The 20,540-nt window shown below is 31.3% G+C and carries 11 protein-coding genes, 1 tRNA gene and 2 pseudogenes; 2 read left to right on the top strand and 12 right to left on the bottom strand.

Translation table 11 applies throughout. The features are described from left to right. Positions 1-91: 91 nt before the first annotated feature. Positions 92-164: transfer RNA gene (locus GOY07_RS03790), tRNA-Ala, on the bottom strand. Positions 165-677: 513 nt separating this feature from the next. Between GOY07_RS03790 and GOY07_RS03785 the strand changes: the two genes are divergently transcribed. Then, positions 678-875, top strand: coding sequence for a hypothetical protein (locus tag GOY07_RS03785; protein ID WP_175838360.1), 198 nt, complete (start codon positions 678-680; stop codon positions 873-875). A gap of 1,126 nt (positions 876-2,001) precedes the next feature. On the opposite strand, the gene GOY07_RS03780 is transcribed toward GOY07_RS03785, so the two are convergent. The 5 genes from GOY07_RS03780 to rseP are packed head-to-tail and all read right to left on the bottom strand — an operon-like array spanning position 2,002 to position 9,851. Beyond that, positions 2,002-5,316: an FAD-dependent oxidoreductase gene (locus GOY07_RS03780; RefSeq protein ID WP_175838358.1), complete on the bottom strand. Its 3,315-nt coding sequence runs from the start codon at positions 5,314-5,316 to the stop codon at positions 2,002-2,004. Between the two features lie 29 nt (positions 5,317-5,345). Continuing rightward, positions 5,346-5,801, bottom strand: coding sequence for a 3-hydroxyacyl-ACP dehydratase FabZ (fabZ, locus tag GOY07_RS03775; RefSeq protein ID WP_175838356.1), 456 nt, complete (start codon positions 5,799-5,801; stop codon positions 5,346-5,348). A gap of 20 nt (positions 5,802-5,821) precedes the next feature. Further along, complete coding sequence (locus GOY07_RS03770) at positions 5,822-6,382, bottom strand: OmpH family outer membrane protein (RefSeq protein ID WP_175838355.1); 561 nt, start codon at positions 6,380-6,382, stop codon at positions 5,822-5,824. Further along, complete coding sequence (gene bamA / locus GOY07_RS03765; protein ID WP_175838353.1) at positions 6,383-8,719, bottom strand: outer membrane protein assembly factor BamA; 2,337 nt, start codon at positions 8,717-8,719, stop codon at positions 6,383-6,385. A 7-nt stretch (positions 8,720-8,726) separates the two neighbouring features. After that, on the bottom strand, positions 8,727-9,851 hold the full coding sequence (rseP, locus tag GOY07_RS03760) for an RIP metalloprotease RseP (protein ID WP_175838351.1): 1,125 nt from the start codon (positions 9,849-9,851) through the stop codon (positions 8,727-8,729). 100 nt (positions 9,852-9,951) lie between these two features. On the opposite strand from rseP, the gene GOY07_RS03755 reads away from it, so the two are divergent. Beyond that, positions 9,952-10,227, top strand: coding sequence for an FAD assembly factor SdhE (locus GOY07_RS03755; RefSeq protein WP_175838349.1), 276 nt, complete (start codon positions 9,952-9,954; stop codon positions 10,225-10,227). Between the two features lie 368 nt (positions 10,228-10,595). Here the strand turns inward: GOY07_RS03755 and GOY07_RS03750 are convergent, their stop codons facing one another. The 6 genes and pseudogenes from GOY07_RS03750 to polA all read right to left on the bottom strand — a co-directional run bounded on the left by GOY07_RS03750 (position 10,596) and on the right by polA (position 20,188). Then, positions 10,596-10,874 (bottom strand): HU family DNA-binding protein, encoded by a 279-nt coding sequence (locus tag GOY07_RS03750; protein WP_175838348.1) that lies wholly within the window; start codon positions 10,872-10,874, stop codon positions 10,596-10,598. A 23-nt stretch (positions 10,875-10,897) separates the two neighbouring features. After that, entirely contained in the window at positions 10,898-12,550 is a 1,653-nt protein-coding gene (locus GOY07_RS03745) for a 30S ribosomal protein S1 (RefSeq protein ID WP_175838346.1), read from the bottom strand. Positions 12,551-13,955: 1,405 nt separating this feature from the next. Beyond that, positions 13,956-14,094: pseudogene (locus tag GOY07_RS04230) on the bottom strand (IS630-like element ISWpi10 family transposase); the annotation flags it as partial. 326 nt (positions 14,095-14,420) lie between these two features. Further along, complete coding sequence (locus tag GOY07_RS03740; protein ID WP_175838344.1) at positions 14,421-15,500, bottom strand: hypothetical protein; 1,080 nt, start codon at positions 15,498-15,500, stop codon at positions 14,421-14,423. A 670-nt stretch (positions 15,501-16,170) separates the two neighbouring features. Beyond that, a pseudogene (locus GOY07_RS03735) lies at positions 16,171-17,169 on the bottom strand (IS630 family transposase); the annotation flags it as partial. A 469-nt stretch (positions 17,170-17,638) separates the two neighbouring features. Further along, positions 17,639-20,188 carry a DNA polymerase I gene (gene polA / locus GOY07_RS03730; protein WP_175838343.1) on the bottom strand — a complete coding sequence of 850 codons (2,550 nt, stop codon included), beginning with the start codon at positions 20,186-20,188 and terminating at the stop codon, positions 17,639-17,641. Positions 20,189-20,540 lie beyond the last annotated feature (352 nt).

Below are 20,540 nucleotides of genomic sequence, written 5' to 3'. Positions count from 1 at the left end.
AAAGGCTATATATGTAAGTGGTTGAAGTAGACTGTTATAGCGGGTTTTGTATTATATGAATTGCTGTAGAGAAAAGCTTAAACGAACCAAGTGGAGGCAAGCGGGATTGAACCGCTGACCTTCTGCGTGCAAAACAGATGCTCTACCAGCTGAGCTATACCCCCCTCATTTAAAGGATAAACTAACACGAGCTAGAATACAAGAAGTATTTATCTGTAAGCTCCTTAAGAAACATTATATTAGACTTTTTGTATAACTTAAACTAAACGAAAAAGAGAGCAAATTAGTTTTTTAAAAATTTTAAATGCCTAGATACTTTTAAAGTGCTTTAGTTGTAAATGTTTGATAAACTTATCAAATAGGAAAAAGGGGAAAAGAAATCATGGTCAATATTTCTTTTTAGAACTTGGCATTAATGTTTTATACGCTTGATAAGTAACTGACTTTGTGAGTGTAAATATTCGTAATGTTGCGATCAAGGAGAATGCAAAAATTTGTTAAATAATTTTTTTATAAAAAGATAGGATAATTAAGTGTATAGCTAATTTTTAAAAAGGCAAAAGAAATCAAGCAATGTGAGTTATTTGTTATCTTATAGTAATGCCCATTATATAGGCAAAGGATAGATAATAATGGGAAAGAAACTATACTGAAGTAAGTAAAATAGCAAGGTTTAAATGGTGTTAAGATCAAAATTATTGGATAAAAAAGTCGTTGAGTCTAAAAGCAATGCTGAAAAACATAAAATAATACATATACTACAAAAAATTAGATGCTGTAATTGCAGTAAAAAGCACAATATAACAGCTATAGCAAAAATATGTTTCATTTTTAAGAATAGCACTAACTGCATGGGCAAAGCACCTAAAATTTAGAAGAGAGATAAAATTGTTTACTTTTCTTTAACATCATAGATGAATTAGATTGAATCAGAGTTAATTTGAATAAGTTGAAGTATGAATATAGAAAAACCTTAATATTACTATTAAAGAAATGAGAATAAAAATTCAGAAAAATCTTGCTTGAATGTCAATAAGTCTACGGCACACTGTAATGTGCAAAAAATGGAGTTTTTGTATATTATGTCAAGACCAATTCACTATGAATAAGATAAAAGTAGACAGGAAAAGTTTTTAAAAAACTTAATAAAATTATTGATAAGTACCATGAATAAGGGTTGTTCATTTTGATGAATCACAGCTTGCACACATTCGCAAGTTGAACATGGGCAGTTTAAAAAGGGCGTTAGAACACAGTTAAAGTAAAATTAGGTAGATAAAATTTTTACCTCTATAGTACACAGCTAGTCTTAGAAATGGAGAAAGACCTGGCTTATTTGCATTGAGAATGTCAACATTGATCTTGTGAATATATTTCTTGAACAAATGTTACAACATTTAAGAACATGAGAAGTCTTTCTTATCATGGACTGTGCTAATTGATATAGGTCAAAAAATTTAAAAGTACCTAAAAATATCGAGGTTATATACTTACTACCATATTCACCGAAGCTCAATCTTATTGAGAGACTTTGGTTCTATATAAAATAGAACATTTTGTACGATAAAATCTATAATACAATTACTTTGCTTGAGAGTGCTTTTGCGCAAAATTTATCTCGCTTAGCAATTAAACGACTCTGCAATGTCACTTATCTGATCCACTAACGATGAGAACTGGTATCAGCACTGTCAATATCGAAAGCTTGTTACATATTTTTGGATCTTTAATTGCATAGTGTTGTGTAAACTTGCATTCACTACTGTCATCTTTACAAAAAGAAAATTTTCCTTTTTAACATTATCTGTAGTAATATAAAATCTATTACCTTCTTCATTTTTTGCTATAAATTTATTACTGTTCTTATTTATAGAATATTATTCCTTTGGAAAGGTAAGTGTTAAATGATATGTTATAATACTGCCTTAATAAAAAGGGCTATTATAGCGTGGATTTATTAATGTATGCTATACATTATAGCACAATCAGTCTGGAACAGACTTAATAAACCTCAGTAGGCTTACCAGTTGGGCCCATAAGAATAATCTGCTCACCTTCTCTTAAGAATCTGCATAAGTTAGTAGAACCTCCGATTTCTAGCACAATGATAGAAATAAGTCCTTTTTTTTTATCTACTTCAGTGCCGGTTACAGCTATACCTTCCATAGCAAAAGTTGTATTATTGATTTTTCTACTGTTGGTTTCAAAATTTTGTAGCCTAAAGAATTGGCCAGGCTGAAAATTTTTTGCAGCAAGTGGTGCTTTAATTACTACTTCTACAACTTTGTCTGTTAAATATTGGACTTTTACTACTTTCGCAGTGAATTGTTCTTTAATCTTATTAAAGAATTCTTCATTAGTCCGGTGAATTGATGTCATCCTAGCACGTGGCACTGAGATCCAGTTCTTTGGTAATTTTACAGGAAATGTTGTATAATGCACTTGCTTATAATTGATTTTGCTAGGTTTCAGTGCCACGTGCTGGGATGATAGGAAAGAAGCATTGGGGTAATATTCTTTCTGGTAAAGCTTACTCTTAAGCCATGGTGTTTGTACGTCTGTGTTTAGTGTTGGGATGATATCCTTTGTGATGAAAGTTACTCTTATATCACAATATTCATATAGTTGTGTGTGTAGCGCTGAGATTTCAGTATTAAGTACTAAGGTGATAGGAAAAGATATTGGAATGACAGTAGTGGTGTTAACTCTACTCAAAAGCTGGGAAATAATGGGGTAACCGTTTTTGGCACTTGCCATAGCTTTCACAACACTGCCCCTATATGAGGGGTGAAGATCGCCAAAAAAACTAATTGTTCTATCACCTTGTTTATATACTAGTATTCTATCTTTATTTTGCATTTTAGGGGAGAATATTGGATCCACTTCTTCTCCTAATGAGTTTAGGTGGGTGAAATACCCATTGCTTAATTTAAAATGTTTTTTATCTTCTGTTGCAATAACTGTATTTGGCTCAGTGCCTGCTGCTATAAGGATAGAGCGTGCTTTGATATACTTAATTTCGCGAGATTTTGTGTTGATCAGTTTTATCGACTCAGTATGGCTATATTTATCTGTCAAGATTTCAACTGGCTCTAAGTTTTCGATGAAGTAGATTCCTTCTGACAATGCATTTTGCACCTCTTTGCTATTTAATCGGTAACTTGGTGAATCTTTTAGCTCTTTTCTGTATATAATTTTTACTCCCCCCAAGCTTTGCATTAGCTCTGATATTCTTGCTTCTCTATTCTCTTTTTTTGCCAGTTCTTTCTCTTTGCGAATCAGCTGCGCATGCGATATAAACTCATCCGCAATTTCGTGTTCTTCTTCTGTCCAATCTTGTTCAACATAATCTTTTCCATATTTATTGACTAATACTTCATAACGGAGGAGAAATTTTTCTGCTTGAATTGGATAATACGCTAAAGCTTCAGTTGCAGTGTCAATTGCAGTGAGTCCTGCGCCTATGACAACTATCGGCATACGTATTTGTAGGTTTGCTACAGAATTAAATTTGAGAACACCGGTAAGTTGTAGTGACATCAGAAAATCAGAAGCTATACGCACTCCGCGAGCTAGTATATTCTTTATTTTTATTATTCGTGATTTGCCAGAACCAAGTGCTAAGGCTATGTGATCAAAACCTAAATTGAACGCATCATCAACGGTTACTGTGCCACAGAAGCGAATGCCTCCGTAGATTGCAAAATTCTCACGTCTTTCCAGTAATAATCTAATGATCTTTAAATAGTTTTTATTCCACCTAGAAGTGATGCCGTATTCTGCCACTCCACCGAACCCACCGGCTATGCGTTCACTTAATTTTTCATGTTTAAAATATTTAATCGGCTGAAAATCATCGATTAAAGGCTCTATTTTTAATCCATCAATGGCGATAACATTGTGTCCATCGTTTAATAAATGATGAGCTAAATTAAAGCCTGCTGGACCAAGTCCAACAACTAGGACGTTTTTTCCAGTATTTTCTTTTGGTAATGGCCGGTGAAAATTTAAAGGGTTCCAACGGCTAAGTAGAGAATATATTTCAAATCCGTACGGCAAACTAAGCACATCATCTAAAATTCTTGTTTCAATCATTGGTACATTCACAGGCTCTTGTTTTTGATATATGCACGAATTCATGCAGTCATTGCATATTCTATGTCCGGTAGCTGCACACAGCGGGTTATCTATCATCACAATTGCAAGGCTTGCTATGTTGTACCCTTCGCTTTTTACTAGATTCATTTCTGATATTTTCTGTTCCAGTGGACAACCGTGCAATTCAACTTCTAGTAAGGATCTTTTAAAAGTATTGTAGTTATTCAGTGGACTTTTTATGCATTCCTCTGACAGAGGAATGTATTCTCCTGTCATCCTAGTGCTTGATACTGAGATCCATTCTTCTTTTTTTTGGGATTCTTGCATCACGCGCCAGGATGATATCGGAGCTTCCAATAACCCCTTTGAACAGCTATCCTTATTTTGCTTATGACAAAATATGCAATAGTGAGCATTATCTAATGCTTTATCTAAACTTACCTTTTCACTTGTTAAGTCAAAGCCATATCGTCTTTTTATTTCGTTTGAATACAACACTTCAACTTTGTCCACTTCTTTTTTAGAAAGTGATATGAGATTTTCGTGGTCAATTTTTCTGTGAATGCTAAAGAATGTACTTTGTTTATTTGTCACTTTCCATACTGCATATTGTGCTGCGAGTTCTATTTCATCTTTATGATTTTCTCTATCTTCAAACCAGTTCATTACCTGCTCAGCAAATTTTTTTTCTGTTGTTGGTAATGCAAGAAAGAGATTTAGTTTACTAGTAACATGATCAATGTCTATATTCGTTGTATCGGTGTATTTCTTCAATGCATAGCGTTGAATAAATAACCTTTTGCATTTGTATATTATAGCGAAGTCGTTATGCTTTTTTTTTAACTCTTCTATTTCTTTTTTAATGTTGAAAAGTTTTGCGATAAACTCATCGAGTAAGTATGCAAGATCTATAATCAATTGGCTATCTGTCATTTGATTAGTTAACATTGAGTATTTTTCGGATTCCAGTATTGTGCCCTGGGATGGCTCCAACGGAAAAGCTGTTTTTTTTTTGCTTAACACTGGTTCTTTTTTTTTAAATTCTGATGTCCAGTGCTGAGATGACCTTGCATGGGCTGTTTCTTCTCTTGCTTTAATCAATGAGCAAAATAAATCTTCATCGCATGATTTAATATAATCTAAAAATGCCTCGTCTAATTTTATCAATCCATTGCGGGTGTATAAATTCGAAAATGAGGTATTAAAATCCAGTAGCATTGCTTATTATACAGTAGATACGCTGTTTTTTACAGATAAAGGTTTTGTATGTTTTGCAGCATAGCTAAAATTGTTGCTTCTGCAACTTTTTCTTTGCCAACATATGCAAAACACTCAAATTTACATACACTTAAACGCGCATTTTTAAAATCAGCTTGAAGTATCAATGTATCTCCCGGAGTAACTGGCTTTCTGAATTTTGCATTTTTAATGGACATAAGGTAAACAACTTTATTTTCCGCAATACTTTTGTTGCCTCTGCTAAGAATGCATATTGCGGATGCTTGGGCCAAAGCTTCAACTATTAAAGCTCCTGGCATTATTGGATAACTGGGGAAGTGGCCAATAAAAAACGGCTCATTGAAGGTTACATTTTTAATTGCTTTTATACTTTTACCTGGATCACATTCTATCACTCTATCTACCAAGAGAAATGGATAAGAATGTGGTAGTATTTTTATAATATCACTAATATTACACTGCATGATACCCCTTGAATTAAGCCCTAGTTAATGCCTTTTAAAATAAATTCTGGTGTTTCCTCATTTATATTTTTTAATACTATATCTGATAAATCAATTTCATCCATAGAGTATAAAACTTGATTTTTCTTTGAAATAAATAATACCAAGCCTATGTTGTTTTTTTTTGCCGTTTTTTTAGCAATTTTTTTTACCTTGTTAAATACACTATCTACTGCATCTTTATAATTTTCTTCTAAGTATGACATTTTTTCATTGTAATTATCTCTAGCACTTAAAGCTAGCTTGTTAAATTGCTCAGCCCTTTCTTTTTTTGCTTCTTCTGACAAGAGTTCAAGTTCTTCTTTGGAAGGCTTAAGTTTATCTAGCTCATTTTCGAACTCCTGCTGCAGCTTAGAGTTTTGCTCTTTTATTTGCTGTTGTATATTGTGCAAAGTAAGAGATTCATTGATAACTTTGTCACTATCAATAATTGCGACTTTTATGTTGAGTGCACCATGATGTTGGGGTTTTACAACCTTATAACCTGTAAACAAGGAAATAATTAATGCAATAACTGATATAAATAATTGTATATATTTCATTTAAATCCCGACTTCAATAGAAAATTTAATATTTGATGGTGGTATTATATCATAAGGTTCCTTAGCTAAAGGAAATCCAAAATCTAACCTAAGTCTGCCACCAAAAGGAGAAGGCATTGAAAATCCAAGGCCTGATGAAACTCTCACAAGCTTACTATCGTGATATTTCCCCTCATACTCCTTTTTAATATCTAAGCCGAAAAGCGTTGCATAGTCAAGAAATAATGAGCCTTTAATACCGGTGTAATTGTATAATTTTGGTAGAGGAAAGTCCACTTGTTGTGTTAGGTTAAAATAAGTTTTGCCTCCTAACGAACTTTTATTTTTATCTTTTGCTCTTGGCCCAATACCAGAGAGGTCAAACCCCCTAATTTCATTACCGCCTTTAAAAAAGCGCTGGCCAATGTTTAGCTCTTTATCAGAGTAGGAAAAAATATAACCTGCTGCCATTTTAAAACGCAGTATTATATCATCGTCAATCCTACTTAATATAGGATGCGTATAAAAAGATAAGAATTCAGATTTTAGAAAATTCATATTTCCTCCAAGTCCAGAGATATCCTGGCTTAAGCGTAATAAATACCCATCTTTTGGAGCATAAAAATTGTCCAGTTTATTATATGTTAATGTGTATCCTATTGATGAAATTTGGTATTCACCTTGTTGACTTCGTATTATTTCAGAGATATCTTCATCTTTTTCACCATTATTGTCCATGTGTATATGGTTATACTTATAAGAATAACGAATAGAATTAGTTAAGTTTTCTATAATTTTATGTGATAATTGTGTTGTTCCTCCCCAATCATAGCTATCAAAAGTAGTGTTTGGTTTATCTTGCCTTTCATAAAATACATCTATACCTAATGATGTATCAGAATCATTAAAATTATTTTCAACAACTTCCACGTTGGTAGAAAATACATATTGACTTTTTTCAAGAGCAAAAGAGAGCTCTTTTCCAGTACCAAATAAATTACGGTCTTTGAAATCAGTTTTTATAAATGCTCCACCAGGAAAAGATATACCTCCTCCTAAATACAACAAGGTGGTGCTTTTTTCTTTAACATTTACATTAAGATTTACTGCGCTATCATTAATTGTATAATTATTTATCTTTACTGTTTCAAAAAAATCACTACCGATTAGTCTTCTATGTGATTTTTGAATTTCAGATGTATTATAGGCATCACCTTCTGCTACACTTAGCTTGCTTCTGATTACTTTGTCTAAAGTACGATTATTACCGTCGATTGTAATTTGATTTATATAAATCTTTTTACCTGGCAGCACTCTATAGGTTACATCTACAACATTATCGTGCTGTACATATTCTGGATCAACTTTTGCAAATATATATCCTATCTCGTTTAGATACTTGTTTATCTTTTCCGCCACATTTTTCACTTTAACCATATCAAATACTGTATTGTCTTTTTTAATTATCAATTCCAATACTTTCTTTTTTAGGTCTGGATCTTGAATTTCAGCTTCAATATTAACTTCATTATTTCCAAACAAATATTGTTGTCCTTCATCAATCAAAAAAGTTAACTCTATTTGATTATTATTATCAATCTCAGCAATTGGCTGAATACTATTGTTGATATAACCCTTAGATGAATAAAAGCGATTAAGTAATTCTTCATTAATTAACAAATACTGTGGCGAATAATGATTTCCACTTTTAAAAATGGCTCTAAATAATTTATTAAATATATCATTACTTTGCATTTTAATAGCTTGCTCTAGCTCATTTTCAGAAAAGTTTTTACTACCTATAAATTTCACACTCTTAACTCTAGAGGTTTTACCTTCCTTTACTTTAAAGGTTAAATTAACCCTATTACCATTAAGCTTATTCAGCTCATATTCAATTTTAACACTAATCTTACCATTATGCCTGTAGAGAGTGACTAAATTCACTAAATCACTTTGCAATTTTGTCTCAGTGAAAATAGTTAAAGGTTTTGATTGGATTACGTTATTTAGCAATTCTTTGCTTTTAAATTGTTTATTGCCTTTTAATATTACCTTATTAATCAATGGATTTTCTTGTACTTTTATTACTAGTTTTTTTTCATTATCGATATAAGCATGGACGCTGGCAAATAACTTTGTTTTATATAGGCTTTTTATAATCGAATCTATGTCATTATCGTTTATATAACTATCTGGCTCTAATTTGATGTAAAACTTTATTGTTTGATCATCAACTCGCTTGTTACCAATGCATTTGATATCCTTTATCTGCGTTTTTTCATTGTTTTCTGAGGCGGCAAGCAAGGTAGGAAAAGAGATAAAAATTACCATTAGTACACAAAATAGTTTTCTCATATTGATCTTAAAAAAGATGCCTTATATCATTTGAGATTGCGATTGCCATTAGCAAGAGTAGAACGGAAGCACCAAAAGTAGCTGCATATTTTTGATATTTTAAACTCAAATCTCTGCGTATGAGCGCTTCTATAACGTAGTGAAATAAATGTCCACCATCAAGTAGTGGGATTGGTAGCAAATTAATCGCAGCTAAATTAGCTGAAATAATTGCCATAAAATATAAAACTATAATAAATCCTTTTTTGGCTGATTGCCCTGAATATTTTGCGATTTTTATCGGGCCACCTATTTCATTTACACTTCTCTTACCAATGATAATTTGAAAAAGAGCTTTGATTGTTAGGTACATAGTATGATAAGTTTCGCTTACTGATAAGCTTACAGCTCCAAGAAAAGATGACTGCTTTAACTCCTTTATATTAATTGAAGTAATTCCTATGGTTTTTTTTTCTATTATATTGCCAAAAATATCCTTATCTTCAATTATCGATGGAGTAAGGCTAGTGCTAAGCTTCTCATTATTTCTACTATATTTAATTTCTATTTTTGTCTCAGGGTTTGACATCATTACACGTGAAATATCTTCAAAGTATTTTATTTTATACTCATTGATTTGTGTAATAGTATCGCCTGGTAATAGGCCAGCATATTTTGCTGCACTACCTTCAATCACCTTTCCAATTATCGGTGGAGTGTGATAATAACCTACTGTGCTAAAAAATATCGTCAAGGCTACAACGGAAAATATCCCATTTGCAAATGGGCCTGCAGAAACTATTGCTGCTCTTTGATATCGAGGTTTTGTATGGAGCGAATATGATTTTTCCTCTTTGGTTAATTCTTGTTGATCAATTGGAACGCTTGCTGCGTTGCTGTCTCCTACCATTTTAACATAGCCGCCAAGTGGAACGGTACTTAATTTCCATCTGGTTCCAGACTTATCGTAAAAACCAAAAATTTCAGGACCAAATCCTATAGAAAAAGACTCGACTTTAACCTTGTATGCTTTAGCAACAATGTAATGTCCATATTCATGTACAAATACTACGACAGAGATGATTAAAGAAAATGACAAAAGATTGTATATTCCATCGCCAAATTGATGGATAAGATTAGAAATTAGTTCCACCTGTATTTTTTAGATCTTAACCAAGCGTTAAGTATATTAAAATATGCCTCGCTTGACAAGTGCTTAATTTAAGCTTTTAATTGAAAAAAACTTAATGATAATGACAGATGCCTCTTTATTAAGAAAAAAATTGATATATAGAAGCTGGAATAGAGGCTGCAAAGAAACCAATATTCTTTTAGGGCACTTTGCACTGAAATATCTTGATAAATTTTCTCTGAATGAACTAATTGAGTATGAGAAAATAGTTGATCTTGATGATTATGAATTATATTACTACATAACTTGCAAGATAAATCTTCCTTCTAACTTAAGTAGTAAGATAGTCAATTTAATTACTCATTTTATTAAAACTAACCCTTTGTGCACTCGATGATCTTAATTTACTCTATCTAACACTTTGGTATATTCTATTCTTTTTTCATTTCTGTAGTTTTCACGTTTTTGATTTACTTCATTTAGCTTTTTTGTTAGATTTAAAACTTTATCCTCAAGAATCAATGCTACAAGTAGGAAATTTAGTGCACTCGAACCTTTACTTTCGGTTTTGGTAAGATATAGAACTAAGTAGTTTGTTAAGGCTATTAGCAAGATGTAATAAACAATTCACCTTTCCACTTTCACAAGATATTTTATATATACTATTGTATATAACTATTTCTAGTACTTGCATATCATGGTGAAAACTTTTATTGTAGATGGTTAAGTTAACCTCTACTTTTATCTAATTTGCAATATAAACTTTTATTCATTTATTAAATTGGATAATTTTTTACTGCTGCGAAAATATGTTTTAAAGTATTGATTTTTTGCAAACTTCTGTAATATCAAATGACTTGTGTCTTTTAGATTGTAATTCCTAATTGAAAAAGAACCAAATCCCCTAATTTCAACTCTGTTATGACGCTCCAGTGTACTTGAAAGTATCTTAAAAAATCTATTAACTATAGCTGCTATAACTACCTTATCTAAAAGAGGATGCCTTTTTGCCACTTTCATTATTATATTAGATTTCGTTGCCATTTACGCAAAGCTAAAATTACATATTATTTAGCAGATAGTACTATATTGTATTCTTCAATACCTAATACTTCAACTTCTATTTTATCTGATATAGAAAACTTTTTGCTTTCCGGTAGATATTCTTGATCTATTAAGAGAGCTACATCATTTTCAACTTCAACAACTAGCCCGCTATCTTCTCTTTTGCCTACAGTAACCTGCATTTTATCTCCTACTTTAACTTTCTTTATCAGCTCTATAAGAGGGTCGTACTCTATTTGTTTTATACCAAGATAAATTCTTGTTCGATTTACATTAGCTCTTATTACTTTTGCTTCTATTGTGTCACCAACATTATACTTTTTTATCTCATCTGAACCATTTTTAGACCAGCTTAGATCTTGTGCATAAATTATTCCCTCTACGTTTTCATCTATTTCATCATCATCAAAAGTAACGGACATGTATAAGCCTGTATTATTTTTAACTTTACCAGAAACAATAGAACCAGGAGAATATTTATTGACAAATACTTGCCAGGGATTATCTACACATCTTTTCATGCTTAAGCTCATTCTATTTTTAGTGACGTCAACATTGAGAATTTTGACAGATACCTCTTGTCCCCTAGTTACAAGACTGCTAATTGGCAGATTATTTTTAACCCAAGTTATTTCCGATGAGTGTACTAAACCTTCAATTCCAGGTTTAAGTTCAACAAATAATCCATAATCTTCTATACTTGTTATATGGCCTTTATGTATGCTATCAACTTGGTAATTTGACTCTGCATCTTGCCAGGGATTATTCTCTAGCTGCTTTATACCTAGAGAAACTTTCGCATTTTCTTTGTCTATTTTTATAATTTTAACTTTTATGAGCTGACCACAAGTAAAAACTGCAGATGGATGGCTCACTCTGCTCCAAGAGATGTCTGTAATATGTAGCAGTCCGTCTATCACTCCTACTGCATCTGATTCATGAATACCGACGAATACACCGTAATGAGTGATACTCTTTATTTTCCCTTCTATTATATCGCCCTCATTTAAAGATTCTAAGAACTTAGTTTTTTCACCAGCGTGCAATTTTTCTAATACCAGCTTTCTTGATACCACAATGTTGCCCTGTTTCTTATCCATTTTAAGCACGATAAACTTTTGTTCAGTTTCAATAAGGTGCTTAGCATCTTTTACTTGCTTTAAATCTACATGGCTTAGCGGTAAAAAAGCGCTTATTCCATCACCAAGGTCAACAATAAAGCCACATTTAATTGAACGTTTAATTACTCCGCTTACTTCAGCTTTTGTAACTGCATCTTCTTCTAGCTTATTCCATTTTTCATCCCTAATTGCTTTTTCACGGCTAAGAACTATGTTGCCATGATAATCTTCAATTCTTTCTACGTATACTCTGACTTTGGACCCAATAACAATTTTATCATTATAACTGAATTCCTTGATTGGAATCCTTCCATCAGACTTTAGCCCAATGTCAACTACGATATCATTAGGGTTCACTCTTGTAATTACACCTTCTACTGCATCTCCTTCCTTGATTTTATTAATGAAAGAATCTTCAAGTAAAACATTATCTTGATCTTCAAATTGGTCTTGATACATCTCCTCTATAAATTTGTTTGATGATAATTTCCTGATATTGATAGGTAGATTTATAGTTGGATCATTATTATTCATGCAATGTGACCTCTAATTTAAACTTTATTAGAAATAATATATTATATAATGTTAACGGCTATTTACAAGCAGTTTTTCTATAAGGCCCTTTTCAAAAAGCTTGTCCAACCTGCGAGGGTATAGATAGTTAAAGTAGGTGTTGCTACAGTAGATTTTGTAGCATGTAGGGGAATTGGTACCTGTGAAGCAAGGCGGTATGTAATTTATAGAAGCTTGCTTATAAGTTCTTGTGCGATTTGTTAATGTCATGTTAAGCGATTGACAATTGCTGAAATACTAACTATAGTATTTTTTATAATATATTAAATATAGAGGGTAAGTGAATTTTATACCAATTCCTATTGTATAAAGAGTGGGTAGATCATAATGGGAAGGCAGCCATGCTGAAGTAAGTAAAATAACAAAGTTTAAAATAGCGTTGTGAAATCAAAATTATTAGATAGAGGAGTCGCGGAATCAGCAAAAAATGTGAAAGAAAGTGCAAAGTAATGCATATGTACAAAAAAATAAATGCTATAATTGTAGCAAAAAAGCACAGTATAATAGCCTTAGCAAAAATATGTTTCATTTCAAGAACAGTACTAATTACATAGATAAAGCACTAAGATTTGAAAGAGAAGTAAAATTGTTTACTCTTCCCTTAATTTAGTAGAAAAATTAGACTGAATTATAGTCAATTTGAATAAGGTAATATGGATACGAGAAAGTCCTAAATATTACCATCAAAGAAATTAAGGATAAGAAGAAAATCTAGGGAAATTTTGGCTTGAATGTATCAGCAAGTCTATAATACACTGTAATATGTAAAAATGAAGTTTCATATATTACATCAAGACCAATTCATAATAAACAAGATTAGGAGTTATTTTTCTTTGGTGAATTGCGGCTTAGCGTACATTTGAAAGTTAGCACAGGTGGTTTAAAAAGGGCATTAGAACATAGGTTAAAGTAAAATTAGGTAGATAAAATTTTCATCTCTGCAGTGCAATCTATTTTAAAAATAGAGAAGATTCTAGTTTATTTATACTGAATGTCAATACTGATTGTATGAATATACTTCTTGGGCAAATGTTATAATATTTTAAGAACACGAGAAGCCTTTTTTTTGTTATGGATTATGCTAATTGACATAAGTCAAAAAATTTTAAATTACCTAAAAAATATCGAAATTATATACTCACCTAAGTTCAATCTTATTGAGAGACTTTGGTTGCATACAAAACAGAACATTTTGTATGATAAAGTTTATAATATAATTGCTCTGCTTGAGGGCACCTTATATGCAAATTTATTATTTCTTTTTCTCACTTCGCAATTAAACAACTCTATAATGTCACTTACTTAACCTACTACCAATGAGAATTGGTGTTAAGTGCTTTTATTCACGTAGTCAATGCTATTCTAAAATGTAACATATTTTTGTTGCAGCTGTTATGTTGTGCTTTTTTATTGTAATTTACGGCATTTAGTTTTTTTGTAACATATATGTTATTTCGCACTTTCTTCAGCATTTTTTTTGCTGATTTCACGACTATTTCATTCAATCATTTTGATTTCAACGCTATTTAAATCTTGTGTTTTACTTACTTCAGTAAAGCTTCCTTCCATTATTGTCTATCCATTATTCTTTATAAAGTGGGAATTGTATCGGCATTTTCTATCTTCAAAGTCTTGTTCTCTGGCTTTAAACTTTCATTCTCTCTTTTTAAATCTTTTTATTTTTCTTCTAACTTGCTATTTTCTGCTTTAGATTTTTGCGTAGTTCTAAAAAGTTTGCCATGTTACTTCACTTTTGCTTTATTATTATACCTTTGTATACTGCCTTGTTTATCTTATTTTGCCACTCCGTGAACAAATATGTGGAGCTGAATTATAAGCTAGTGGCATTCACACTCTGAGGACTTTGGTCTTTACTTTGTTGATTTATAGTAGTTCCTTCAAGTTTAGTAAATGGTGTATTATCTTTTACTTTTTCTTGAGCCGATTGTTTTTTAGTTATTACAGAAGGTTGCTCACTCTTTTTATTTCCTTTACCTTTTGGTTCTAAAATTTTATTAATGCCATCAAGAAATTCCTCATTCCATTGTTCTTTTTTCTTTTCTTCTTCTTGTGGGTGAGGGTTATACAAAGTACCTGGTTTATTATTTGAAAAGAGGCTTTTTATTGCATTATATTCAGCAGTAGCAAAACAAAAAATAGCAAATCCTATTGTTATAAAGTGAAAAATACCGGATAATAAAGTTGAGCTTATGAATAATATTGTAGATGTTAAAGCAATGATAGGTAGTAAAGATTTGCGTAAGAACGTTGTTACTATTTCTTCGTCACTAAGTGGTGGTTCATCTTCTTTTTTTTTAACAATTAAAACTTTTCCAAGACTTGGTATTTTTTCTAATAATCCTCTACCAGGTATCTGGTATTTAGCAAAATCAGTAAATTGATGCCAAGCTTCTTTGCGAACACACTCAGCTACAATTTTTTTTATCTCATTACTTTTTAAATTCTCTTCATTAGCTAATTTTTTTTCTCTAATTTCTTTAAATACAGAAAGTAAAAACTGAGAAAGATCTTCTTCACTAAGTGATTTTATTTTTGGACTAACATTGTTGAATACCCTTTCGCTGTTCTCAAATACAAAAGCAAAAATCTTCTTTTCATCTTTATTCTTTAGCCTATTTAATAGTTCCTTTAATGACTGTTGTTTACGCCGCAATTTTTGTATTTCCTGTTCTGAGAACTCTCTTTGTAGTTTTTCTTGTGTTTTGTTTATTTTCTGTTGTATTTGCTTCTCTGGATTCTCTAAAATGTCTAGAAAAGCACGATAGATTAACTGATGCTTTTCTTTTTTAAAGATTTTCTCATCTTTGTTAACTTCCTGAATGGACATCTTTGAAGACTCCCGGTTCTTTGTTTGTGAGATTAATATTTTTGTCATAATTGACTTGTTCACATTTACTATACCTTAATTATAACATATTTTTTATATTATTTTAAATGATTTACATTCTCGAAATTTGTGATATTGAAATCATAATTAAGAGAATTTAGGTCTAGGTTGCATAACTGTACAAGCATTGAGGCTGGGTATCATTACATTTTTTCCTTTCCCTATATCATCTAGGTAATGTGATACACAGCTGTACAAATATTGTAATTTTAATTTACCAAGACGGTGTTATTTACAACGTGTAATGCTAAGCAAATTCATCATATCACGATTCATTCGTAATATCTCTAGATCTTATTAATAAGCGGTGTGATGACGATAGCTGCAAAATATTAAAAAATATATCAAACGAGAAAAAGGATTCCTAGTCATACCAATTTCTACTCTCCTGTACAGGAACAGATAGACAGTAATAGAAAAGAAACCATGCTGAAGCAAGTAAAATAGCAAGGTTTAAATAGCATTATAATCAAAATTATTAGGTGAAAAAGTCGTGGAATCAGCAAAAATGCTTGAAGAAAGTCTGAAATAACATTTATTTTATAAAAAGACTAAATGCTGTAAATTGCAATAAAAAAGCACAACATAATAGCCGCAACAAAAATATGTTACATTTTAGAATAGTATTAACTACGTGAATAAAGTACCTAATACTAATTTTCATTGTTAGTGAGTCAAGCAAGTGACCCACCCACATTACAGTGGTTTGTTTAATTGCGAAGTGAGAAAGAGGGATGATAAATTTGTATATTAAGGTGCCATCAAGCAGAACAATTATATTATAAACCTTATCATATGAAATGTTCTGTTTTATATGTAAACAAAGTCTCTCAATAGGATTAAGTTTAGGTTAATATGGTGATGGTATATAATCTCGATATTTTTAGGTAACTTTAAATTTTTCTACTTACGTCAACTAATACAATCCATAACAAAAAAGGCTTCTCATGTTCTTAAATATTATAATATTTGTTCAAGAAATATATTCATATAATCAGTGTTGACATTCAGTACAAATAAACTAAAGCTCTCTCCATTTCTAGGATCAACTGCACTGTAGAGATAAAAATTTTGTCTATCTAGTTTTACTTTAACCATGCATTCTAACGCCCTTTTTAAATTACCAATGCTCAATTTTTGAATGTGTGCCAAGACGTGATTCACCCAAGAAAAATAACTATTATCCAGGATACTTACAGTAATCTCATTAAATTTTCTTAAATTTTTCCTGTCTACCTTTATTTTGTTTATTATGGATTGGTCTTGACATAATATATGAAATTTCATTTTTTGCATATTATAGTATGCTATAGACTTGCTAACATTTAAGCCAAATTTTTCCTGAATTCTTGTTCTCATTTTTTTAATGGTAATATTAGTTTTTTTATATCCATATTTCAACTTGTTCAAATTGACTCTGATTCAATCTAGTTGTTCTACAACGTTGAGGAGAAGCAAGTAATTTTCTTCTCTTTCAAGTTTTAGGTGCTTTATCTATGCAGTTAGTACTGTTTTTGAAATACAAACATATTTTTGCTAAGGCTATTATACTATACTTTTTACTGCAATTACAGCATTTAGTTTTTTTGCAACATATATGTTTATTTCGGACTTCTTCAGCATTTTTTTTGCTGATTCCACGACTTTTTTTATCCAATAATTTTGATTTCAAATGCTATTTAAATCTCGCTATTTTATTTACTTCAGTATGGCTTCTTTTTCATTAATTTTCTATCCGTCCCTTTATACAGTGGGAATTAGTATTGGCTGCTTTTAAATACAACTAATTTGGGCTACAAGTATTTAAGAAATTTACCAGGAAGAAAAATGGTAAAAAACTATAGAGTAGCTAGTTACTAACTCTTTGATTTTAAAAATTTGATGGTTGGATGATGTCTTAAACGCTTTATAAACACGTTTTAGCTTATGTAGGTGAAAACTTAGAGATTTTTTTATAAAGACGTTATGGATGGCATTGGTGCAAAAAATTAAACAAACAGTACGCTAAACACAAGATCTTATTTTAATCGCATTCGAAGGTATATAAAATAATTCCATGATAAAAGAGCTGACCGAGGTATGTCCAAGCATTTTTTTGCATTTCTATGAGCTGCTTAAATAACATCTACCGGTCTCTTGAATCACAATGTTTGTCTGATTGCTCCCCAGTTATCACTGATTTTTACCTCTACCTTAAGTGGTATAGAAATTTTCACTACATTTTCCATTACATCTTTCATAAGTTTTGCTGTTTCTTGTACTTTTTTATCCTCTACTTCAACTAATAGCTCATTATGAACTTGGAGGATTATTTTGCCTGTTTTTAATTGATCAAAAAGCTGAATCATTGCACGTTTTATTATATCAGCGGCAGTTCCTTGCAGTGGTGCATTTATTGCCGCTCTTTCCGCAAATTGTCTTAGATAAGGAATTGTGTTGTTTATGTCTTTTACAAAGCATCTTCTGCCAAACAAAGTTTCTATATAACCATCCTGTCTCGCGATAGACACTGCTTTTTCCATATAGATCTTTATTTCTGGGTAACAGGAGAAGTAGTAATTAATGTACTCATTAGCTTTCTCAATGGAAATTCCAAGACGTTTTGCAAGGCCAAAAGGGCTTATTCCATATATAATTTCAAAATTAATAGATTTTGCTTTGCGCCTTAATTGTTCATTAACTTCTATGCCCTTTTGCACTCCAAGGACTTGTTCTGCAGTAATGTTATGAATATCCTTTCCATTTGCAAAAGCTTCTTTAAACGAAGCAACATTTGCGATGTGTGCTAGAAGCCTTAGTTCTATCTGTGAGTAATCAGAAGAGATTATCTTGTATCCCTTTGGCGCAATAAATGCCTGTCTAATAAGATTTCCTTCTTCGCTCCTGATAGGAATATTCTGCAAATTAGGGTTGCTTGAATTGAGCTTTCCAGTTGCAGTTATAGTTGTTGAGAAATTTGTGTGTATTCTGCCATTAAGCGGGTCAACTTGCTTTATTAGTGCGTCAGTGTAGGTGTCTTTTAATTTACTTAAATGTCGCCAATCTAAAATTTTGCTTGCAATTTTAACTCCTTCTATTTTAAGTTCCTCTAGTACTGAGGAGTTTGTGCTATATGACCCAGATTTCAACTTTTTTTTCTTATTAAGCTCCATCTTATTAAAGAGAACATCACTTAATTGTTTTTGTGAGGCAATGTTAAACTTTTCTCCTGCCAAATCATATATGTCATTTTCAAGTATAGCGATTAGCTGTTGGAATTTATCAGACAATTTTTGTAGTTTTTGAATATTTAGTAATATTCCATTTTTTTCCATGTTAAGTATTACTTTTGTAAGCGGCTTATCGAAGCGCTCGTAAATTGTAAAAAGCTTTTCCTGAAATAACCTTTGTTTCAGTTTTTTATGAATTTCTATTAAAGTTTTTGCTGAAAAGGTCTCTATATTTTTACTCAAATTATGTGCGATTATGTTTGGAATGCTATGATCATGTTTTCCTGTGTCTAGGCTGTGTGACATTATCATCAAATCGTCAACTGAGCTAAGTACTTTTTCTATTGTAGGAATGATTTTTCTGATTTCTCTGATATCATGTATTATTTTAAGTATCCCCTTTGAAAATAGAATTGAATTGATTGTAATAAGTCCATCTTGTAAATAGTTTTGGTCTATGTAGAAAATATTATCTTCATTACAAGATAGGGAGATTTTACTAAGTATTTTTTTTTCAAAATGGCAATAAATTGCAATTTTGTCTTTGTATCTGCAGTGTTCCAAAAATTTTTCTAGTGCTTCATTGCTATATTCTGTTTTCTCTTTTATATTAGGTTCATTATAAGAAAAAAGCTTTTCTACTTTATTTATCAAGGAATTTAATTCATACTTCTTTAAAAAAGATAATAATTTATCCATATTTGGAGAGAGAATCTTATATTTTACTGCGTCATGTTGGAGATTAACTTTTTTACATAGTGATAAAAGTTCTCTTGAAATTAACGCTTTTTCTTTATGCTCATTGAGGATATTACGTATTCTTGTTTGCTTGATGTTATTGATGTTTTTTATAATATTGTTTAATGAATCAAATTCATCTAGCAATTTAGCTGCGGTCTTTGGGCCTATTCCTGGAACACCAGGAATGTTATCGGATGCATCTCCAGTAAGAGAAAATAAATCAAGAAGCTTGTTTAAGTTTACACCAAATTTTTCCATTATTTGTTTTTCATCTATGTATATATTTTTGATAGGATCAAATATTAAAACGTTGTAGTTCAAGAGCTGAAGCAAATCTTTATCTGATGAAATTATTACTATTTTAAAATCTTGGTGGTTGGCATATTTTGTAGCTAGTGTTGCAATTATATCATCTGCTTCATAGCCTTCGATCTCTTCGTAACTGAGGTTAAAAGCTTCTATTGCTTCCCTCAGTATTGTAAATTGTGGAATTAAATCTTCAGGAGGAATGACTCTGTTTGCTTTATACTCAGGGTATAAATCATGTCTGAAATTTTTTTTACCGGAGTCAAGTACTATGGTTAAGTAATCTGAATGTATGATATACTTTAGAACCATATTCAGAAATCCGTATACAGCACCTATTGGCATACCGGTTGTGGTAGTTAAATGATGCAAAACGTAATAAGCTCTAAAAAGAAAGCTGTAACCATCGATAATTGTGAAAGTTTTTTTTTGCATTGTAGAGATATTTATGTGTGCCCTTGATAGTCCATTATTTAGCTGCAGAAGTTAAGTCTTTGTTTCCTTGCTTTACAAATAGCTTAGAAACTTTTGTACCAAAATAGTATTTGCACATAGTTAATAATTAACATTTAAAGTTGAGTTGTATTAAAAAATTGAAAACTCAACTCAAGATGAGTAAAAAGAAAGTCCAAAGAAGTATAAATCAGCTAGCAGAATTGTAAAGCCTATTGGTAGGCTGGTTATTTTTGATTCTGCTTCAATAAAATGTGAAGTAGTACCAATAAAAGTTAGGCCAAAGATTAAGAATAATCGAGCCTCTTAAAAAGAGTAAAGCTCACGCTTTCTT

It is taken from the genome of Wolbachia endosymbiont of Litomosoides sigmodontis (assembly GCF_013365435.1).
GTDB lineage: Bacteria > Pseudomonadota > Alphaproteobacteria > Rickettsiales > Anaplasmataceae > Wolbachia.
Note: the sequence above shows the minus strand (reverse complement) of the source record. Positions and strands in the feature narration are given on the sequence as shown.